Origin of the sequence: Pseudomonas lundensis (assembly GCF_001042985.1) — a bacterium.
GTDB lineage: Bacteria > Pseudomonadota > Gammaproteobacteria > Pseudomonadales > Pseudomonadaceae > Aquipseudomonas > Aquipseudomonas lundensis.
The window spans coordinates 52976-71097 of record NZ_JYKY01000015.1 but is presented as its reverse complement, the minus strand read 5'-3'; the positions used below and the strand labels follow the sequence as shown (position 1 = coordinate 71097).

14 protein-coding genes and 1 pseudogene are annotated in these 18122 nt (G+C 57.1%); 7 read left to right on the top strand and 8 right to left on the bottom strand.

Translation table 11 applies throughout. The features are described from left to right. Nucleotides 1–225 precede the first annotated feature (225 nt). From rho to TU74_RS13630, 4 genes are all read left to right on the top strand, one after another. Entirely contained in the window at nt 226–1485 is a 1260-nt protein-coding gene (gene rho / locus TU74_RS13645) for a transcription termination factor Rho (protein WP_047291176.1), read from the top strand. A gap of 122 nt (nt 1486–1607) precedes the next feature. Beyond that, nucleotides 1608–3590 (top strand): acyltransferase family protein, encoded by a 1983-nt coding sequence (locus TU74_RS13640; RefSeq protein WP_048376843.1) that lies wholly within the window; start codon nt 1608–1610, stop codon nt 3588–3590. An 88-nt stretch (nt 3591–3678) separates the two neighbouring features. After that, the gene (gene ubiD / locus TU74_RS13635) at nt 3679–5145 is read left to right on the top strand and encodes a 4-hydroxy-3-polyprenylbenzoate decarboxylase (RefSeq protein ID WP_047272820.1); all 1467 of its coding nucleotides are present in this window, start codon (nt 3679–3681) and stop codon (nt 5143–5145) included. Then, complete coding sequence (locus TU74_RS13630; RefSeq protein WP_048376842.1) at nt 5145–6113, top strand: CDP-6-deoxy-delta-3,4-glucoseen reductase; 969 nt, start codon at nt 5145–5147, stop codon at nt 6111–6113. Before ubiD ends, TU74_RS13630 begins: the two co-directional genes overlap by 1 nt. Nucleotides 6114–6204: 91 nt before the next feature. On the opposite strand, the gene TU74_RS13625 is transcribed toward TU74_RS13630, so the two are convergent. Further along, nucleotides 6205–6684 (bottom strand): sn-glycerol-3-phosphate transporter, encoded by a 480-nt coding sequence (locus TU74_RS13625; RefSeq protein ID WP_169838104.1) that lies wholly within the window; start codon nt 6682–6684, stop codon nt 6205–6207. 240 nt (nt 6685–6924) lie between these two features. Between TU74_RS13625 and TU74_RS13620 the strand changes: the two genes are divergently transcribed. Then, nucleotides 6925–7572: a gamma-glutamylcyclotransferase gene (locus tag TU74_RS13620; RefSeq protein WP_047272822.1), complete on the top strand. Its 648-nt coding sequence runs from the start codon at nt 6925–6927 to the stop codon at nt 7570–7572. On the opposite strand, the gene glpT is transcribed toward TU74_RS13620, so the two are convergent. Then, entirely contained in the window at nt 7569–8912 is a 1344-nt protein-coding gene (gene glpT, locus TU74_RS13615; RefSeq protein ID WP_048376841.1) for a glycerol-3-phosphate transporter, read from the bottom strand. The two genes, TU74_RS13620 and glpT, sit on opposite strands and share 4 nt — an antisense overlap. A 323-nt stretch (nt 8913–9235) precedes the next feature. Between glpT and TU74_RS23140 the strand changes: the two genes are divergently transcribed. Then, nucleotides 9236–9655: a TonB family protein gene (locus TU74_RS23140; RefSeq protein WP_139048362.1), complete on the top strand. Its 420-nt coding sequence runs from the start codon at nt 9236–9238 to the stop codon at nt 9653–9655. A 263-nt stretch (nt 9656–9918) separates the two neighbouring features. On the opposite strand, the gene TU74_RS23520 is transcribed toward TU74_RS23140, so the two are convergent. The 3 genes and pseudogenes from TU74_RS23520 to TU74_RS13605 all read right to left on the bottom strand — a co-directional run bounded on the left by TU74_RS23520 (nt 9919) and on the right by TU74_RS13605 (nt 12491). Next, a complete protein-coding gene (locus TU74_RS23520; protein WP_080963730.1) occupies nt 9919–10179 on the bottom strand; it encodes a bacteriocin immunity protein in 261 nt (86 codons plus the stop codon). Continuing rightward, nucleotides 10176–10886: pseudogene (locus tag TU74_RS23515) on the bottom strand (S-type pyocin domain-containing protein); the annotation flags it as partial. The pseudogene TU74_RS23515 and the gene TU74_RS23520, both read right to left, overlap by 4 nt. Nucleotides 10887–10904: 18 nt before the next feature. Beyond that, a complete protein-coding gene (locus TU74_RS13605; RefSeq protein ID WP_157315166.1) occupies nt 10905–12491 on the bottom strand; it encodes a hypothetical protein in 1587 nt (528 codons plus the stop codon). A 249-nt stretch (nt 12492–12740) separates the two neighbouring features. On the opposite strand from TU74_RS13605, the gene TU74_RS13600 reads away from it, so the two are divergent. Then, entirely contained in the window at nt 12741–13145 is a 405-nt protein-coding gene (locus TU74_RS13600) for a flagellar basal body-associated protein FliL (RefSeq protein ID WP_047291789.1), read from the top strand. A gap of 92 nt (nt 13146–13237) precedes the next feature. Here TU74_RS13600 and TU74_RS13595 read toward each other — a convergent pair whose 3' ends face one another. From TU74_RS13595 to TU74_RS13585, 3 genes are read right to left on the bottom strand one after another with little or no spacing between them, the layout of a single operon-like run. After that, nucleotides 13238–14356, bottom strand: coding sequence for an ABC transporter permease (locus TU74_RS13595; RefSeq protein WP_048376839.1), 1119 nt, complete (start codon nt 14354–14356; stop codon nt 13238–13240). Then, nucleotides 14356–17085 (bottom strand): ribosome-associated ATPase/putative transporter RbbA, encoded by a 2730-nt coding sequence (gene rbbA, locus TU74_RS13590; protein ID WP_048376838.1) that lies wholly within the window; start codon nt 17083–17085, stop codon nt 14356–14358. Before rbbA ends, TU74_RS13595 begins: the two co-directional genes overlap by 1 nt. After that, nucleotides 17082–18047 carry an HlyD family secretion protein gene (locus TU74_RS13585; protein ID WP_047291783.1) on the bottom strand — a complete coding sequence of 322 codons (966 nt, stop codon included), beginning with the start codon at nt 18045–18047 and terminating at the stop codon, nt 17082–17084. Before TU74_RS13585 ends, rbbA begins: the two co-directional genes overlap by 4 nt. Nucleotides 18048–18122 lie beyond the last annotated feature (75 nt).

Sequence of the window (18122 nt, the reverse complement as noted above, 5' to 3'; positions counted from 1 at the left end):
AAAGCCCTGCTAAATGCGGGGCTTTTTCATGGCTCAAGGACTAGACGCTATGAAAAGCAAGTGTTACATTCGGCCCCGCACTGGTTTCTCCACTGCCCCCTGCAAGCCGTCGCCGACGCACCCCTTATCGAATTAGTACGCGATCCTGTCGCCTTCTCTGCGGCGCGGCCTCATTAAGCCAAAAGCTTAATTTCCCCCCTCCATAAATGATTACGTCATTCCTATATGAACCTGACTGAACTCAAGCAAAAGCCGATTACCGAACTGCTCGAATTGGCCGAACAAATGGGCATAGAAAATATGGCCCGTTCGCGCAAGCAGGACGTGATTTTCTCCCTGCTGAAAAAGCACGCGAAAAGCGGCGAGGAAATCTCCGGTGATGGCGTGCTGGAGATCCTCCAGGACGGCTTCGGCTTCCTGCGCTCTGCTGACGCTTCCTATCTTGCCGGCCCTGACGATATTTACGTCTCGCCCAGCCAGATCCGTCGCTTCAACCTGCGCACCGGCGACACCATCGTCGGTAAAATCCGCCCGCCAAAAGAAGGCGAGCGGTACTTCGCCCTGCTGAAGGTCGACACGATCAACTACGATCGTCCTGAGAACGCGAAAAACAAGATTCTCTTCGAGAACCTGACCCCGCTGTTCCCGAACGTTCGCATGAAGATGGAAATCGGTAACGGTTCCACCGAAGACCTGACCGGTCGTGTGATCGACCTCTGCGCGCCAATCGGTAAAGGTCAGCGCGGTCTGATCGTTGCTCCGCCAAAAGCGGGCAAGACCCTCATGCTGCAGAACATCGCGTCGAACATTTCGCGTAACAACCCTGAAGTTCACTTGATCGTTCTGTTGATCGACGAGCGTCCTGAAGAAGTGACCGAAATGCAGCGCACCGTACGCGGCGAAGTGGTTGCGTCGACCTTCGACGAACCGCCAACCCGTCACGTGCAAGTGGCTGAAATGGTGATCGAGAAGGCCAAGCGTCTGGTTGAGCACAAAAAGGACGTGGTGATCCTGCTTGACTCCATCACCCGTCTGGCCCGCGCCTACAACACCGTGATCCCGAGCTCCGGCAAGGTCTTGACCGGTGGTGTTGATGCCCACGCCCTTGAGAAGCCAAAGCGTTTCTTCGGTGCGGCACGTAACATCGAAGAAGGCGGATCGCTGACCATCATCGCCACCGCGCTGGTTGAAACCGGCTCGAAGATGGATGAAGTGATCTACGAAGAGTTCAAAGGCACTGGCAACATGGAGCTGCCTCTGGACCGCAAGATCGCTGAAAAGCGCGTCTTCCCTGCGATCAACATCAACCGCTCCGGCACACGCCGTGAAGAGTTGCTGACCGCGGACGACGAGCTGCAACGCATGTGGATCCTGCGCAAGCTGTTGCACCCGATGGACGAAGTGGCCGCCATTGAGTTCTTGATCGATAAGCTGAAACAGACCAAGACCAACGACGAGTTCTTCCTGTCGATGAAACGCAAGTAATACGGTTTCTCGACTCAAAAAATGGCGCCCCTGGAGGGCGCCATTTTTTTTAAACATAAAAAAGGGAGGTTTGTGCTTAACTCAGGTCAACAAAAACAATGTATTAGCGAGTTTCGAGCGTGATGAGTTCTCTTGTTTATCGCAGGGATATTGATGGCCTGCGTGCAGTCGCCGTGATTGCTGTCGTGCTGTTTCACTTTGGTGTACCCGGTTTTTCCGGCGGCTTTGTGGGCGTCGATGTGTTCTTCGTCATTTCCGGTTATCTGATCACTTCAATCATCTGGCGTCAGCGTGAAGCCGGACGTTTCAGCTTCGTCGAGTTCTGGGCACGTCGCGCGCGACGGATCTTGCCTGCCTTGTTCGTCTTGCTGATGGCGGTATTGGTGGCGGGCTGGTTCCTGATGGCGCCCAAGGACTACGAAGAGCTGGGGCGCTCGGTGCGCTACCAAGTGATGTTCGCGTCCAACCTGTTGTTTATGCGCCAGGAAGGCTACTTCGACGCCGCTAGCGATCTGAAACCGTTACTTCACACGTGGTCATTGGCGGTTGAAGAGCAGTTCTACATCGTCTTCCCGCTAATACTGACGTTGTTTTCCAGCCGTTTCAGGCACTGGCGCATGGCCTTTTTCAGCCTGTTACTGATTTCATTTGGCTTGAGCGTCTGGGCTGTGGCGCATCACCCGGAGAAAGCGTTTTTCCTGCTGCCGATGCGCGCATGGGAGCTATTGGCCGGCGCCATGCTGGCCATCGCGCCTGAACCCAAGAAACGTCTGACGCCAGCTGCAGCGCAGTGCTTCAGCCTGTTGGGGTTGGCGCTGATACTGGTGGCAGTCTTCGGCTATGACAAAAGCACCCCTTTCCCCGGTGCCGCAGCGCTGTTGCCTGTAGTGGGCGTGGTGGCCCTGATCTGGGCCAACGAGCATCACCGCACGTGGGTCGGTCAGGTATTGAGCACCCGCGTGATGGTCGGGCTGGGTCTGATTTCTTATTCCTGGTACTTGTGGCACTGGCCGGTGTTCGTGTTTGGCAGTTATGCCAGTGTGGATGACTTCGGCCCCGTGTTGACCGCTGCGCTGATCGCGCTGACGTTGATCCTTGGCTATTTATCCTGGCGATTCGTTGAAACCCCGTTCCGTGAACGTCGATGGCTGGCCGGGCGTCGTCAGATTCTGACCGCCGCAGCGCTAGGCATTGTGGTGTTGGGGCTGGCGGGGCAAGCGCTGCGCTGGACGGATGGCTTGCCGTCCCGTTTGTCAGAGCAGGCATTGCAATACGCCAACGCCAGCAAATGGCGGGCCGAACTGATGGCCTGCATCACCGATGATAAAAGCCCGGCAGACACCCCGTTTTGCCGCTACGGCACGCCCGATGCGCCAGCGCAGTTGTTGGTGTGGGGCGACAGTCATGCCACGGCGTTGATTCCGGCGCTGGACGCAAGCGCCCGGCAGTACGGGGTCAATGTCATGTTGGCCAGTTCGGCCGGCTGTTTGCCGCTGCAAGGGCTAGAACATGGCGAGCGGTGTGCCCACTACAATCGGCGCGTGGAACAGACGCTCAATGCCGAACCGGTCGGCGACGTAATGCTGGTGGCACGTTGGAGCCTGTACCTCGACGGCGACGCCAAGGGCGACAAGGGCCATGCGCTCAAGGCGGCGGACGGCCACTATGACCGGGCCATCGCTGAGCAGCGTCTGGCAGACGGGTTGCGCACGCGCATTGACGAGCTGCGCAGGGCCGGCCACCGGGTGTGGCTGATGAAAGAAGCCCCGTTGCAACCGTTTAACCCCCCGTATCGCTTAAGTCGGCTGGCGATGTTGCATCAGCCGACCTCGGGCACCGGTTTTGCCCTGGCCGAGCACCTCAAGCAGAAGGCGTTTATCAACCAACTGTTCGCTCAACTCGCTGCCAACGACCCCGGCGTCAAGGTGTTGGACCCTACGCCGCAACTGTGTGATGACACGGGCCTGTGCCGGGCCGAACAGGAGGGCCATTCGTTGTATACCGATGACAACCACCTGTCCGAGATCGGTGCCCGCTTACTGCTTCCTGTGCTCGCTCCGCTGTTCCAAGAGGTGGCAGGCGCCAGGGCGCTGGGCGTGAAGTGAGTTCAAATCCGCCCGCCCAGCAGCGATAAGCTGCCAGCGGGCGGCATTGCAGGTAGGATGTACGCCTATTTTGAGGGTGCCAACGTCAATGAAATTCAAGGATCTTCGGGATTTCGTGCAGCAGCTAGAGCAGCGCGGAGAGTTGAAACGCATCCAGATTCCCGTCTCTCCAGTGCTGGAGATGACCGAAATCTGTGACCGCACGCTGCGCGCCAAAGGCCCGGCGTTGCTGTTCGAGAACCCGACCGGCCACACGATCCCGGTACTCGGTAACCTGTTCGGCACGCCAGAGCGCGTGGCCATGGGCATGGGGGCTGAGTCTGTCAGCGAATTGCGTGAAATTGGCAAACTGCTGGCGTTCCTCAAGGAGCCAGAGCCGCCGAAAGGTCTGAAGGACGCGTGGTCGAAACTGCCGATCTTCCGCAAGATTATTTCCATGGCCCCGAAAGTCGTTAAAGACGCGGTGTGCCAGGAAGTCGTGATTGAAGGCGACGATGTCGATTTGGCCATGTTGCCGGTGCAGCACTGCTGGCCGGGCGATGTGGCGCCGCTGATTACCTGGGGCCTGACCGTTACCAAGGGCCCGAACAAGGATCGCCAGAACCTCGGCATCTACCGGCAGCAAGTGATAGGCCGTAACAAAGTCATCATGCGCTGGCTGAGCCACCGGGGCGGTGCGCTGGATTACCGCGAGTGGTGCGAAAAACACCCCGGTCAGCCATTCCCTGTTTCCGTGGCGCTCGGCGCTGACCCCGCGACCATCTTGGGTGCCGTGACGCCAGTGCCTGACAGCCTGTCCGAATACGCGTTTGCCGGTCTGTTGCGCGGCAACCGCACCGAACTGGTGAAGTGCCGCGGCAACGATCTGCAAGTGCCTGCCACGGCGGAAATCATCCTTGAAGGCGTGATTCATCCGGGTGAAATGGCACCGGAAGGACCGTACGGCGACCACACCGGTTACTACAACGAAGTGGACAGCTTCCCGGTCTTCACCGTTGAACGCATTACCCATCGGATCAAGCCGATTTACCACAGCACCTACACCGGCCGTCCACCGGATGAGCCTGCGATTTTGGGCGTGGCGCTCAACGAAGTGTTTGTACCGATCCTGCAAAAGCAGTTCCCGGAAATCACCGACTTCTACCTGCCGCCTGAAGGCTGCTCGTATCGCATGGCCATCGTGACCATGAAGAAGTCGTACCCTGGGCACGCCAAGCGGGTCATGCTCGGCGTGTGGTCATTTTTGCGCCAGTTCATGTACACCAAGTTCGTGATCGTGACCGATGACGACATCAACGCCCGCGACTGGAACGACGTGATCTGGGCCATTACCACGCGCATGGACCCCAAGCGCGATACGGTGATGATCGACAACACGCCGATCGACTACCTCGATTTCGCCTCGCCGGTGTCCGGTCTGGGCTCGAAGATGGGGCTCGATGCGACCAACAAATGGCCGGGCGAGACCACGCGCGAATGGGGGCGGGTCATCGTCAAGGACGAAGCAGTGACCCGCCGTGTCGATGACATCTGGAACCAATTGGGAATAGATTGATGCGAGTTACCTTGCAGCCGTCAGGCGCGGTGTTGGACACCTTGCCCGGCGAGCCGATTCTGAATGCGGCGCAGCGCCTGGGCTATGAATGCCCGCAAAGCTGTCGCAACGGTAATTGCCATGTGTGCGCCGCCTTGCTGGTTGAAGGACGCGTCCAGCAGGCGGGCGAAACGCGTGACCATGGCGAGATCTACACGTGCCTGGCGCAGCCGCAGGAAGACTGCGTCGTGTTGTGGGACGGTGTGCTTGCCTTGGGAGAGTTGCCGGTGCGCAGCGTGGTCTGTCAGTTGACCGAATGCAGCGAAATGGGCGGCGATGTGTGGCGCGTGCGTCTGCGTGCGCCTGCGGGCAAGCCACCGCGCTATTACGCGGGCCAATACGTGATGCTGGAGCGTGAGAACGGTGAAAAATCCGCCTTCTCGCTGGCCAGCGCCCCACACGCCGGGCGCGACCTCGAACTGCATGTGTTAGTGCGCGAAGACAGCGCCCGCCGCCTGATCGAGCAACTGCAACGCAACGCAATAATCCGGGTTGAAATGCCGTTCGGTGATACGCACTTGTCCCAATTGCCCGACGGCCCGCTGGTGTTGATCGCCGCGGGCACCGGCATGGCGCAAATGCACAGCCTGATCGAGCATTGCCGGGAGAAAGGATTCCCGCATCCGGTGCATTTGTACTGGGGCGTTCGTCGTCCTGAAGACTTCTACACCCTGGAAGAGTGGGACGCGTGGCAGAGCATTCCGAATTTGCACTTGCACAAGGTGGTCAGTGACCTGTGCGGATGGGAAGGTCGTTGTGGGTTGTTGCACGAAGCCGTGTGCGAAGACATCCACGACCTGAGTGCTGTCTACGTGTATGCAAGCGGGTCCCCGGCCATGGTGTACGGCACCCTGGACGCGTTGGTCGCCGCAGGCATGGACGCCCACCAGATGCGCGCCGACGTCTTTGCGTACAGCCCACGGCCCTGATGCATCGTGTGCAGCCTGTCGCAGCCCCGCGCCGCGACAGTGGCTGCACCGGCGGGTGCCCGCGCACGCCTTGAGTTCACGCCTGCCAGGATTAAAAACGTAACCCCGTGGTCACCATGGCGGCGTTGAAGCCGAGCAATACCAGCTCGCTGGCCATCGGGCCGTAATGAACGCCCACGGACGGGATGATCACCGGCGCCACGCCAAAACGATTGAGCGGGATTTTGTCCTGATACTTCCCGTGGTAGCCCTCCAGCAACCCGCCCGTCAGCTTCAAGTACAGGGGATAAGACTCGCTGTCGAAGCGCTTGCCGCCGTATGCGTAGTAAGAACGTTGCCTGAACGAGTTGCGAAAGGTCGCCGCACCCGCCAGCCAGTTTGAGCGGTGGTGGTATTCGAGTCCGATCAGGTCCTGATGGTTGTTGTGCTCGGGGTCGGGCGAAAAATGTCGGGTGTAAACGCTGGTCTGTGCATACCAAAAATCTCGATCCTGCTGTTGCGCTTCATCGTGCGCCATCGCGGCGCTGGCGTTGACCAACATCAACACGCCACAGATTCCGGATTTCTTCATGGGTGGGCCTCTGTCGGCAGTTTGGCGTGCGCCAGTGGCGGGCCACTATAAAGAGGTGGGTGAGCGTTAACCTGAACGTGACCGGAACAAGTCGACGCCCGACGGTTTGGCATCGCGTTGTTTGCGTGACCCAGTGGCCATATGTCAGGCCAAGCGCGTCATTTCGCATTCAGTGCTATAAGATTCAGCACGTTATGTTGTGGACATCCTGCAAGTGCGCAAGGCCTGTACCCATTCGTTATGACTGTCATCGAATCAACCTGCTTGACCCCCGCTTACCCGCCGCGACTTGATCTCGGGGCGCCGTTGACCCCCGAACAATTGCGCAGCTCGCTGCACGGCACCATGGCGCGCCATAAAGGCGGACCGGTGTGGTTGTTCGCCTATGGCTCACTGATCTGGCGCCCGGAGTGTTCAGCGGTTGAACGCGTGCGCGGTCGGGTGCATGGCTATCACCGTGGGCTGTACCTGTGGTCACACGAACATCGTGGTACCCCGCAATTGCCGGGTTTGGTGTTCGGACTGGACCGGGGTGGCTCATGCAGCGGCTTTGCCTATCGGCTACCGGAAGAGAACCTCGACGCTGCCCTCTATGCCTTGTGGCTGCGGGAGATGCCCGTGCCGTCTTATCGGCCGCACTGGCTGACCTGCCGGCTTGAAGACGGTTCGCAGGTACAAGCGTTGGGGTTTGTGCTGGAGCGGCACCTGCCCAGCTATGCGGGCAATCTGCCAGATGACGTATTGGGCCAGGTGCTGGCCAACGCCTGCGGGCGTTACGGCACCACCCGCGACTATGTGGAGCAGACCGTAAACGCCCTGCGCAGCCACGCCATGCCAGACCGTCATCTGGAGGCGCGGCTCAAGCGCTGTGGATCAATCAAGCCTTAAGCGTTGCGCGCTTCGCTGGCTGTTTTCTTGTGGCGCAGGGTGGGGATCATGAACGCGATCGCCAGCAGGCACGCACTGATCAACAGTACGAAGCCGCCATCCCAGCCGAAGTGGTCAACCAGATAGCCCATGGCCGCGCTGGCCGCCACCGAACCGCCCAGGTAACCGAACAGCCCCGTGAAGCCGGCCGCCGTACCTGCGGCTTTTTTGGGTGCCAGTTCCAGCGCCTGCAAACCGATCAGCATCACTGGCCCGTAAATCAGGAAGCCAATGGAGAACAGCGCGATCATGTCGACGGTCGGGTTGCCCGGCGGGTTGAGCCAGTACACCAGCGTCGCGACTGTCACCAGTGACATGAACACGATCCCGGTCAGCCCGCGGTTGCCGCGGAAGATTTTGTCCGACATCCAGCCGCACAGCAGCGTCCCCGGAATACCTGCCCATTCATAGAAGAAGTACGCCCACGACGTGGTGTCCACGGTGAAGTGCTTGGCTTCTTTGAGGTAGGTCGGTGCCCAGTCCAGAACCCCGTAGCGCAGCAGGTAGACGAAGACGTTGGCCAGGGCGATGTACCACAGCATTTTGTTGCGCAGCACGTATTTGACGAAAATCTCTTTGGCGCTGAATTCTTCTTCGTGGGTGGCGTCGTAACCGGCCGGGTAATCGTTTTTGTACGCCTCAATCGGCGGTAAACCCACGGATTGAGGCGTGTCACGCATGGTGATAAACGCAAACAGTGCGACCAGCAGCGCAACGGTGGCGGGTACGTAGAACGCGGCGTGCCAGTCGTTGAACCACGCCATGCCCAGCAAGAACAATGGGCCGATCAAGCCGCCACCCACGTTGTGGGCCACGTTCCACACAGACACCACGCCGCCGCGTTCTTTCTGCGACCACCAGTGCACCATGGTCCGGCCACTGGGCGGCCAGCCCATGCCCTGTGCCCATCCGTTGATGAACAACAGAATGAACATCATGGTCACGCTGGACGTGGCCCAGGGCGCGAAACCGAAAATGAACATGACGGCCGCTGAAATCATCAGGCCAAACGGCAGGAAGAACCTCGGGTTGGAGCGGTCGGACACCAGGCCCATGAGGAACTTCGACAAGCCATAAGCAATGGCGATTGCAGACATCGCTACACCCAACTGACCCCGGGTATACCCCTCGTCAATCAAGTACGGCATGGCCAGCGAGAAGTTTTTACGCAGCAGATAGTAGCCTGCGTAACCAAAAAAGATACCGGCGAAAATCTGCCATCGCAGGCGTCGATAAGTGCTGTCTATTTTTTCAGCAGGCAGCGGCGCCTGATGAGCGGCAGGTCGGAAAAAAGCAAACATTCAAGAGCTCCAAATTTCTTGTTATATCGGCGGGCCCGAACGTTACATTTTCGTTACCGAAAATGACAGGCCTTCTCAACTGAAACGAACGGAAACAACCCACATGACATGTTCACTTATGAACATGTCGCACAGGTGTAAAACAACCCGCTGCCCAATACAGGTTTCAAATGTGGGAAATGCCCTGAAGCCGGCAGATTAAGCCGCTGTTCTGATGTTTATAAGCGCAGTGCGAGCGGTTTGATCGGAAGCCTCCCACGAGAGGTTCGGAGCCTATGACCTGCAAGAATTAGCTACACATTTTTATTATTGACCGCTTCTGCGTGGACCTGGCGCATCAGCAAATGTGGGGCTTGGCAATGAAGTGTTTTGTGTTGTTGGTCGGGTTACTCATGTGCTTAAGCGCGGGTGCGGATACGTTTGTGCCATCGCTCATCTACCAGGTGAAGCCTCAATACCCCATTGAGTTGCAACGCATGGGTATGAGCGGCGTAGTCCGGGCGCACTTTATGGTGAGCGCGCAGGGTTCGGTGGTTGATCCGAACATTCGTTACAGCGCTCATCCGGCGTTTTCGAGCGCCACCCTTGATGTCATTCGTGAGTGGCGGTTTTCGAGCTGGCCGCTTGAGGGTGACAACCCCAAGCAGGTTGATGCCGTTGAAGAGACGGCATCAACATTTGTCAAAAGGATTTTGAGCCCGGTTTTCCTTGAGGCAGTCGCCATTCGTTCACTATTCGTATGAGGTTCTGGGGATCCTTGGCAATCCCTGCTTCGATGCACAGAGTCAAACCAAGGCCTTCCGGGGGGGGGGGGGGTAATGGCTTGAAAATGTTCAATTAGGATGCTGTTCTCTTCTTTGGTGATGAAGATAATGTCCCCTATTTTGGTGAATGACTCAATGAGTTCATGCGCTATGTGGTTTTTATATTTAGTCTTAATTTTTTATTAGAAGTTGGCAAGCCTTACTCTCTGTTTCCCACTATTTAAAACTTAGCTGTCGCATGGTTAACCTGGTTTAAAACAAGATTTACCGTTTTCGGCATACCAGTCTTTTATGATTCGAGTAACAATTTCAGGGGTGTAGTTTTCTTCTGTGCAATGATAAATAAGATCTGCCCTGTTGGGGCGCTCGACAATAGCTACGTAATGAGCGATTAATGAATCAAGAGTTGCTTCTGTTGGGTTATCATTTTGTGAAAATATTGCTCTTACCAATGCTAGAAACTCAGATTCAGTGTAGTCAGTGATAGAGTTTTTAAATGTCATGGTTTGCTCGCTTCGTGGTAGTTAATATGTGCTTTTGGGGTAACAATCATTAAATTATCAAGGTTGTATACATCACCACCATTCTGTATTTCATGTACATGATGCAGCTCGAATGTTGTCCTCCCTCTGGCCCAATCATCTTCGAGAGCTTTTGGTGCGAACCCGCGTTTAATTAACCCTCGGTTGCCCGGTGAAAATTGTATTAATAGCTCTCCGTTGCGGCCCACTAACGCCCAAAAAGCAGATCTGAATTTATCAAAGCTGTCAAAATTTTTGTCGCGTAGTTGGTCAGCAATAGACGCAGGAATAGGGGCTCCTCTACCACGTGTTGTTTCATTTAACCATAGCCCTGTAACAACCGATCCGACCTCTGTCACAACCCCCGGTTCATCGCGTGGGCTTTTGAGCATCACATAAACAGGTGGTAAGCCTGAGTCTTGCGGAAACCAAATAATGTAGTCTCTGAAATCTACATCATCAACTGCGGGGTAGATTTCAAGAGTAGGGTCTATGGGGGAAAGTACATCCCCGGTATACACCGTCAAAACAGGTTGTTCAATAGGTAAGCCCGGTGAGAGTGAAACTTCACCTCCTGGTGCCGAGCTGGGTGACCACGTTAAAGTGGTGCGTGCTGTATCTGCAAGAGTGGCCCAGTAATATTTTTTTTGAGTATCCCACCGTGCGGGCATGACTTTTACATGGGGTGACGGCGTACCCTCAGCAGTTCAAGCGATATAGAGCGTCGTTTTGTTATTACGATTTTCAATACTTAAGCGTGTTGGCAAAATTGCTGTTTGACCGCTCATCACCTGCCAATCATTAGGGACGTGGTCAATCAGGTAATAGAGTGGAATACTTGCGCCTTTAAGCTCGCCGTCGCCTAGTGTCGATGAATAGGCTGCAATCGCAATTGCAGAAGCGATTGAAGGGGTGGACAGCACGCGCACGACGGCTCTTTGAATGGCCGTCTGCAAGGCTTCGCTCGCCCATTCACTTAACCCGATACGTGGCCCATAACCCAATATCAGGGGGCGAGTGGTGGCAATACTTGCGGAAGCCGAAAAGGTATTGGCAGCATCAAAATCGGCTTCGCGAGCCAGTTGTTCTGCGTGGCGTTGGGCTGCCTGTTGCTGAGCAATCAGCCTGGCGCTGAACTCATGTTGGTTTTCCTCGATACGGTTGGCCCGATCGCGCAAGGCTGTAAGGGCGTTCGCCATCTTTGTTAGATGACGCACAGACTCAGTATGCAGTAAAGCTTTGTGGTAATCGGCCCATGCTTTACCAATGACTTTAGTGGTTTGTAAGTTGACAAGATTACTTAACGCTTCTAGTTCGGGTTTGCTCAAAGGCGAGGTGATCTGTCGATTCTTTTTTTGAAAAGGGCGAACAGAGGCGTTGTGCTGAATGATAAGTTGATTAATAGTGGATAGATAATGGTTGAGGATGTGTGGGTGAGACAGGTTGTTCAAAGAAGATGTGCGAGTGGTGATTGCCTCCTGGAGAAAATAAGCGAGCTGTTGAAAGTGTATGTTGAGCTCGCTATTAATAACGCGGGTTCTGTTATTGAGTAGAGTGATCACGTCAGTGTCAAAGGTTGCGTTTTCTTGCTCGAGACTGGCCTGGCGGATAGCCAGTTCGGGCAGCTCTTTGCTCAGTAGCTCAATAGCGCCGCTGTGCAGTTTTAGTTCGTGTGCTGCTTTGTAGGCATATTCTATTGATTGGTAGGCTTCGTAAAAGGTGGCGCGTGCATCACGGGTGGTGGCAGTCAGGGCTTCTTGTACTCGTTTCGAAGACAGTTCCTTCATCAAATAAAAAGGATTTTGGTCATATAAAGAAAACGCAGCATGCGTCAGCTGTTGGTAGTTAATGATTTTCTGTTCGATGAGGCTCAGTACGATCATTTGAAAGTTTTTGGTGTCTTCAAGCGCTGAAGGAAGTTGTAATTTTTTAACGTGCGCTTTGGCGGCATCCAGTTCATTTTTAATGTGGTCTGAAAGTGTGTGGGCAAGGGCAGCGTACTCGCGCTCTACTTGGTCTGCCATTACCGCAGTCTCTTCAAAAAACACTTGAGATGCGGATAGCGCCGGGAGATCTCGTATCGTTTTTCCTTGACCTTCTCCACGGCGCGGTCCGGTGGTAGGCCCCCATGTGTTTATGCTGCCGAATTGTCCTGTAGGTGGAGGGCCTAAACGATTCGCGGCGCCATCGCCTCGGCCTAATGAGTTTAAAAATGTGGGTTCTATTTCATAAGCCCTTATTTGTGTTACGCCAATCTCCAGTGTTTTACCGGGTACCCAGTCAGGGTCACTCATACATTGTCTCCTATTGTGTGGAGGACAAACGTACGCGCGCTTTCAGCAAAGAGTGGGGTACATATGTATTGTATTTGATGGGTTTTTAATTATGTTTTTATAGCGTGCTATGGCTTTTCCCATTTCGGCCGATAACATAAAGAGTGATGTCAACAGCCCATCTGGGTGATGTCCGTCAATTAGTTATACCCCTTGGGCCAGGGCCAAACGACCCGTATGCTTGCCCCCAACCGTAAAAAGGAGCGAATTGTGAAAGCGTGGATCTTGATGATGCTGGCCCTGTCCTTGCCGATGGCAGCGGTAGCCGAAGAAGCGAAAGAAGGCGAGGCCAAGGTCAGCTACATCAGCCTGAGCCCGCCGTTTGTAGGCAATTACGGTCTGGATGGCAGCCCGAAGCTCAAGGTCTACAAGGCCGATATCGCGTTGCGCGTTACGGGCGACGAAGCGGCCAAGGCCGTGAAGGCAAACGATCCGCTGATTCGCAACCAATTGGTGGGTCTGTTCACTCAGCAGACCAGCGAAACCCTGGGCAATGTCGAGAATAAAGAGAAGCTGCGCCAGGAAGCGCTGAAGCAGATCCAGCAGGTTCTGAACGACGAGACCGGCAAGCCGCAGGTTGATGATCTGCTGTTCAATAACTTGATCGTTCAGTAAGCCTGGCCCAGCGCTCGTCTGGCAGTGGTTTTGTTCGCACCCATCGCGTCGCGAACAAAACCGATGTCACTCGTTCAGGCCCTGCACGAACGTTACGACGCCAGGCTCTTGCGAAACCGCGCCAGGGCAATCGCGAAAAACAGCAGCCCGATGGTCGCCAGTGCCAGTAAGTCGGGCCACACCACGTCCACTCCGGCTCCCCTGAACAGAATCGCTGCGCTCAAACTCACGAAGTGGGTTGAGGGCGAGCACTGCATCACCCACTGCAACCATTCAGGCATGCTGTCCAGCGGCGTGCTGCCACCCGAGAGCAACAGCATCGGGATGATGACCGGGATGGCCAGCAAGCCGAACTGCGGTGTTGAGCGGGCGAGGGTGGCGAGGAAAATCCCCAGGGCGGTACTGGCAAACAGGTAAAGCGCCGTCACCCCCAGAAACAACGCCAGTGATCCGGCCAGCGGCACGCCCAGCGCCCATTTGACGATGATCTCCAGCGACACCCAGGTGCAGAGCACCACGACCAGCATGTTGCTCCAGATTTTTGCCAGCATGATTTCCAGCGCTGTCAGCGGTAGCACCAGCAAGTGATCGAGGGTGCCGTGTTCTCGCTCGCGCAACAGCGCGGTGCCGGTCAGCACAATGGCCAAAATGGTGATGTTGTTGACGATCTGAATCACCGCCAAAAACCAGCCGCCCTCAAGGTTCGGGTTGAACAGCGCACGGGCGCTGATCCGTGCTGGCGTGTTCGCGGCGGCGTCGGCCTGACCGGTGTAGTTGAGCAGCTCACGTTGAAAGATGCGCCCAATGTAGCCTGCACCCATAAACGCCTGACTCATGGCCGTGGCATCCACGTTGACCTGTAAACCCGGTTCGCGCCCGGCCAGCAGGTCCGCCTGAAAGTTGGCCGGTACGTTGATGACGAAGGTGTATTGGCCGCCATCCATGGACGCATCCAGCTGATCGTAAGGCAACGCTTGCGGGGTGTTGAATTCCGGCGGCAGCAACGATTCGCTGAGTTTACGTGACAAGGCGCTGTGGTCTTCATCGACAATCGCGACACTGGCGTTGTGCACGCCAATAATTGACCCCGCCGCCGGCATGTAAATCGCTACCGTGAAGGCGTAGAACAAAAACAGCAGCAGCACGCTGTCATGGCGCAGGCTTGTGAGTTCTTTGATCCCCAGGCGCAGGATGTGCGAGAGCTGGTGCATCAAACCTCCTGCTTCTTGAGCATGATGAGACTCAAGCCGGTAAAGGCGACGAAGAAGCCCAGCAACGCCAGGCATTGCGGCCACAGCTGGCGCAAATCCAGGGCTTTGGTAAACGTACCGACCGCAATATCGAGAAAGTGCCCGGCAGGGAACAGCATGCCCATCAGCGCCGCAGAGCCGTCCAGTGACGAGCGCGGCACGATCAGCCCGGAGAATTGGATCGTCGGCAGGCTGGTGATGATCATGGTGCCGAGAATTGCCGCGATCTGGGTGCGGGTGAACGCTGAAATCAACAGCCCCATGCTGGTGGTCGACAACACGTACAGCAGCCCGCCGAGCGCCAGCGTCAGTGCGCTGCCTTTGAACGGCACGCCGAACAGCCAGCGGTTCATCGCCACCAGCAGCGCCAGATTGACCAGACTCACCACCAGGTACGGCACCTGTTTGCCCAGCAAGAATTCAAGCCGGGTCAGGGGCGTGGCGTAGAAGTTGGTGATGGACCCCAGCTCTTTTTCCCGCACGATCCCCAGCGCCGTCAGCATGGCCGGGATAAAGGCGAGAATCAGCGCCATCACGCCCGGGCCGATGGCATTCACGCTGACCACGTCCTGGTTGTAGCGAAAACGGGTTTCGAGCTTGGCGCCACCTTGTTTGTTTTGCGCCAGACTGCTCAGCGCGGCCAGTTGTTCAAGGTTGGCCTGGTGCACGGATTCAACATAGTTACGGCTGGTTTCTGCACGGAATGGCATGCCGCCATCCAGCCAGGCGGCGACGGTGGGCTGGCGCCCTGCGTACAGGTCGCGGCCAAAACCCGGCGGGATTTCCAGTGCGATTTTGATTTCTGAACGTTGCAGACGCTTGTGCAGTTCTTCTGCACTGTAGATGGGCGCGTGTTCTTCGAAGTAACGCGAGCTGCGGAAGGCCTCCAGATACGCGCGGCTTTGCGGGCTTTGGTCCTGGTCGTAGACGGCGAACGCCAGGTTTTCCACGTCCAGTGAAATGCCGTAGCCAAAAATCACCATCATGAACAGCGCGCCCAGCAAGGCGAACGCCATGCGGACTTTATCGCGCAGCAGCTCTTTGGATTCGCGGCTGGCGACGGCTATCAGCCGGGTCAGGCTGAAGCCGCTTTTGCTGGGCGGTGGTGGCGCATTGACCACCGCCGCAGCCGCTTCGGACGCGGGCGCCGCACTCGACTCCTGCTCGTTTTGCGCCTGCTCCAGGCACGTGACGAATGCGGCTTCCAGCGTCTCGCCGTGAAACTGCTGCTGCAACGCATCGGGGGTGTCGCAGGCCAGTACTTTGCCGGCGTGCATCAACGAAATACGGTCGCAGCGCTGGGCTTCGTTCATGAAGTGGGTGGACAAGAAAATCGTCACGCCCTGATCGCGCGACAGTTCGATCAGCAGTCGCCAGAAGTCGTCGCGCGCGGCCGGGTCAACCCCCGAGGTGGGCTCGTCAAGGATCAGGACTTCGGGGCGATGCAATACCGCCACGGCCAGCGACAGACGTTGACGCAACCCCAGTGGCAACTCGCCGGACTGTTGCTCGGCAATATCAGCCAGATCAAAACGCTCGATCAGCTCTTCAATCCGCACGCGGCTGTCTTCTTTGGGCAAGTCGAACAACTGGGCGTGCAAGACCAGGTTTTGCCGCACGCTCAACTCGCCATACAGCGAGAAACTCTGGGACATGAAGCCCACGCGTTTGCGTGTGGCCAGGTCTTTGGCATCCACCGGATTACCGAGCAGTTTGGCGCTGCCTTCGGTGGCGGGCATCAACCCGGTCAGCACTTTCATGGTGGTGGTCTTGCCACAACCGTTGGAGCCCAGAAACCCGAAGATTTCACCGCGTCCGATAGCGAAGCTGACGTTGTTCACGGCGGTAAAGTCGCCGAATTTGAGGGTCAGGTCATGGGCTTCGATGGCGATATCGCTGTTGTCGCTGACCCGTGGCGCAATCACCAGCGGCTCGTTGCTGTGGCCGGTATCGCCCTGATAGTGGGTAAACGCTTCGTCCAGTTTGCCGGTGGATGCGACCGCCGCCAGTTCCTGCGTGAGCCCGGTCGCAATCAATGCGCCGCGGTCGAGCATCAGGCAGTGCTCGAACTGTTCCGCTTCTTCCATGTAGGCCGTGGCAACCAGCAATGTCAGTTGCGGGCGCTGGCTGCGTACGTCGTCGACCAGTTCCCAAAAGCGCCGACGGGACAGCGGGTCGACGCCGGTAGTCGGTTCGTCAAGGATCAACAGGTCGGGCTCGTGAATCAGCGCGCAACACAGCCCGAGCTTTTGCTTCATACCGCCGGACAACTTGCCTGCGGGTCGTTCGGCAAATCGCTCCAGGTCCGTGGCCTTGAGCAAGTTGGCCATGCGTTGTTCGCAGTCGTCTTTGGACAGGCCGAACAACGTGCCGAAAAAGCGAATGTTTTCGCTGATCGACAACTCCGGGTACAGGTTGCCGCCAAGCCCTTGGGGCATAAAGGCAATCAACGGGTAAAGCGTGTTGCGATGGCGGCGATCGTCAATCGGCCCGCCGAGCACCTCAAGGCTGCCTTGCTGGAGCTTTTTGACCCCGGCAATCAGCCCCAGCAAGCTCGACTTGCCCGCGCCATCCGGGCCAATCAGCCCGCAGCGCGTGCCTTTAGGCAAGCTGAAGGTGATGTCGAGCAGCGCCTGCTGTTTACCGTACCGGTGGCAGATGCCACTGGCGTTGAGCGCCAGGTTGCTCATTGCAGATTGGCCGGCCAGTCCACGTCGGCAGTGCGCACATACCCGGCGCCGGGCATTCCGGGTTTAGCCTGAGGCACGGCGCTCGGGTCGGTGAGACGAAGTTTGACGCGGAACACCAGTTTTTGACGCTCGTCGCGGGTTTCGACCTCCTTGGGGGTGAACTGCGATTTGGCGGCCACGAAGCTGATTTTTGCGGGCAGTGGCGTGTCGGGCAGGGCGTCGAGCAGGATGCGCGCTTGCGCGCCGACGGTCAGTTTGCCGACCACTGAAGCGGGTAAATACAGGTTCATGTACTGGTCGCTGGGGTCGATCATCATGAACACGCGTCCGCCCGAGCCCAGCACTTCGCCGGGCTCGGCAAGGCGCAGCTGGATGACACCGTCGATGGGCGCCCGCAGGCTGCTGTCGTCAATCTCGCTGGTGAGCTGTGCCACTTGCGCTTCGCTGGAATGGATCGCGGCCTTGGCAGCGGCGACCTGAGCCTGCGCGGCGACCACGGCAGCATTGCTGGTGTCAAAACGTGCTTGTTGCTGATCGAGTTGCTGGCCGCTGGCAAAGCCGCGCTGGGCCAGTTGGCGGAAGCGTTTGAGTTCCTGGCTGGCGAGCAGTTTTTCGCTTTGGCGCAGTTGTACGTTGGCCTCGTTGGCGGCCAGGGTTTGCCGGGCTCGCAGCACTTCGGCCTCGGCCTGATTGCGCGAGGCTTCGAGGGTGCGGGTGTCCATGCGTGCCAGCAGTTGACCCTTGGTCACGCGATCGCCCTCGTCGACCAGCACTTGCGCAAGGCGACCGGGGATTTTGGCGGCGATCTGGACTTCAGTGGATTCAAGTCGGCCGTTGCCCATGCTGATGCCTTCGGGGAGTCGGTCATGCTGGGACTTCCAGTAACCGAACCCGCCTGCCGCCACCAGCAGGATCACCAACGGAATAACGAAATAATGGGATACACGGTTGTTCTTCGACATGCCAACATCCTGTCTCACAGAGCGCTCTAGTTTGACGGTCTCACTGCCGGGGCGGTTTGATGCCAATCAAAGGAA

Excerpts from the sequence above, each read along its gene's own strand:
- rho (WP_047291176.1), top strand. The coding sequence starts at position 226 with ATGAACCTGACTGAACTCAAGCAAAAGCCGATTACCGAACTGCTCGAA.
- TU74_RS13640 (WP_048376843.1), top strand. The coding sequence starts at position 1,608 with ATGAGTTCTCTTGTTTATCGCAGGGATATTGATGGCCTGCGTGCAGTC.
- ubiD (WP_047272820.1), top strand. The coding sequence starts at position 3,679 with ATGAAATTCAAGGATCTTCGGGATTTCGTGCAGCAGCTAGAGCAGCGC.
- TU74_RS13630 (WP_048376842.1), top strand. The coding sequence starts at position 5,145 with ATGCGAGTTACCTTGCAGCCGTCAGGCGCGGTGTTGGACACCTTGCCC.
- TU74_RS13625 (WP_169838104.1), bottom strand. The coding sequence starts at position 6,684 with ATGAAGAAATCCGGAATCTGTGGCGTGTTGATGTTGGTCAACGCCAGC.
- TU74_RS13620 (WP_047272822.1), top strand. The coding sequence starts at position 6,925 with ATGACTGTCATCGAATCAACCTGCTTGACCCCCGCTTACCCGCCGCGA.
- glpT (WP_048376841.1), bottom strand. The coding sequence starts at position 8,912 with ATGTTTGCTTTTTTCCGACCTGCCGCTCATCAGGCGCCGCTGCCTGCT.
- TU74_RS23520 (WP_080963730.1), bottom strand. The coding sequence starts at position 10,179 with ATGACATTTAAAAACTCTATCACTGACTACACTGAATCTGAGTTTCTA.
- TU74_RS13605 (WP_157315166.1), bottom strand. The coding sequence starts at position 12,491 with ATGAGTGACCCTGACTGGGTACCCGGTAAAACACTGGAGATTGGCGTA.
- TU74_RS13595 (WP_048376839.1), bottom strand. The coding sequence starts at position 14,356 with ATGCACCAGCTCTCGCACATCCTGCGCCTGGGGATCAAAGAACTCACA.
- rbbA (WP_048376838.1), bottom strand. The coding sequence starts at position 17,085 with ATGAGCAACCTGGCGCTCAACGCCAGTGGCATCTGCCACCGGTACGGT.
- TU74_RS13585 (WP_047291783.1), bottom strand. The coding sequence starts at position 18,047 with ATGTCGAAGAACAACCGTGTATCCCATTATTTCGTTATTCCGTTGGTG.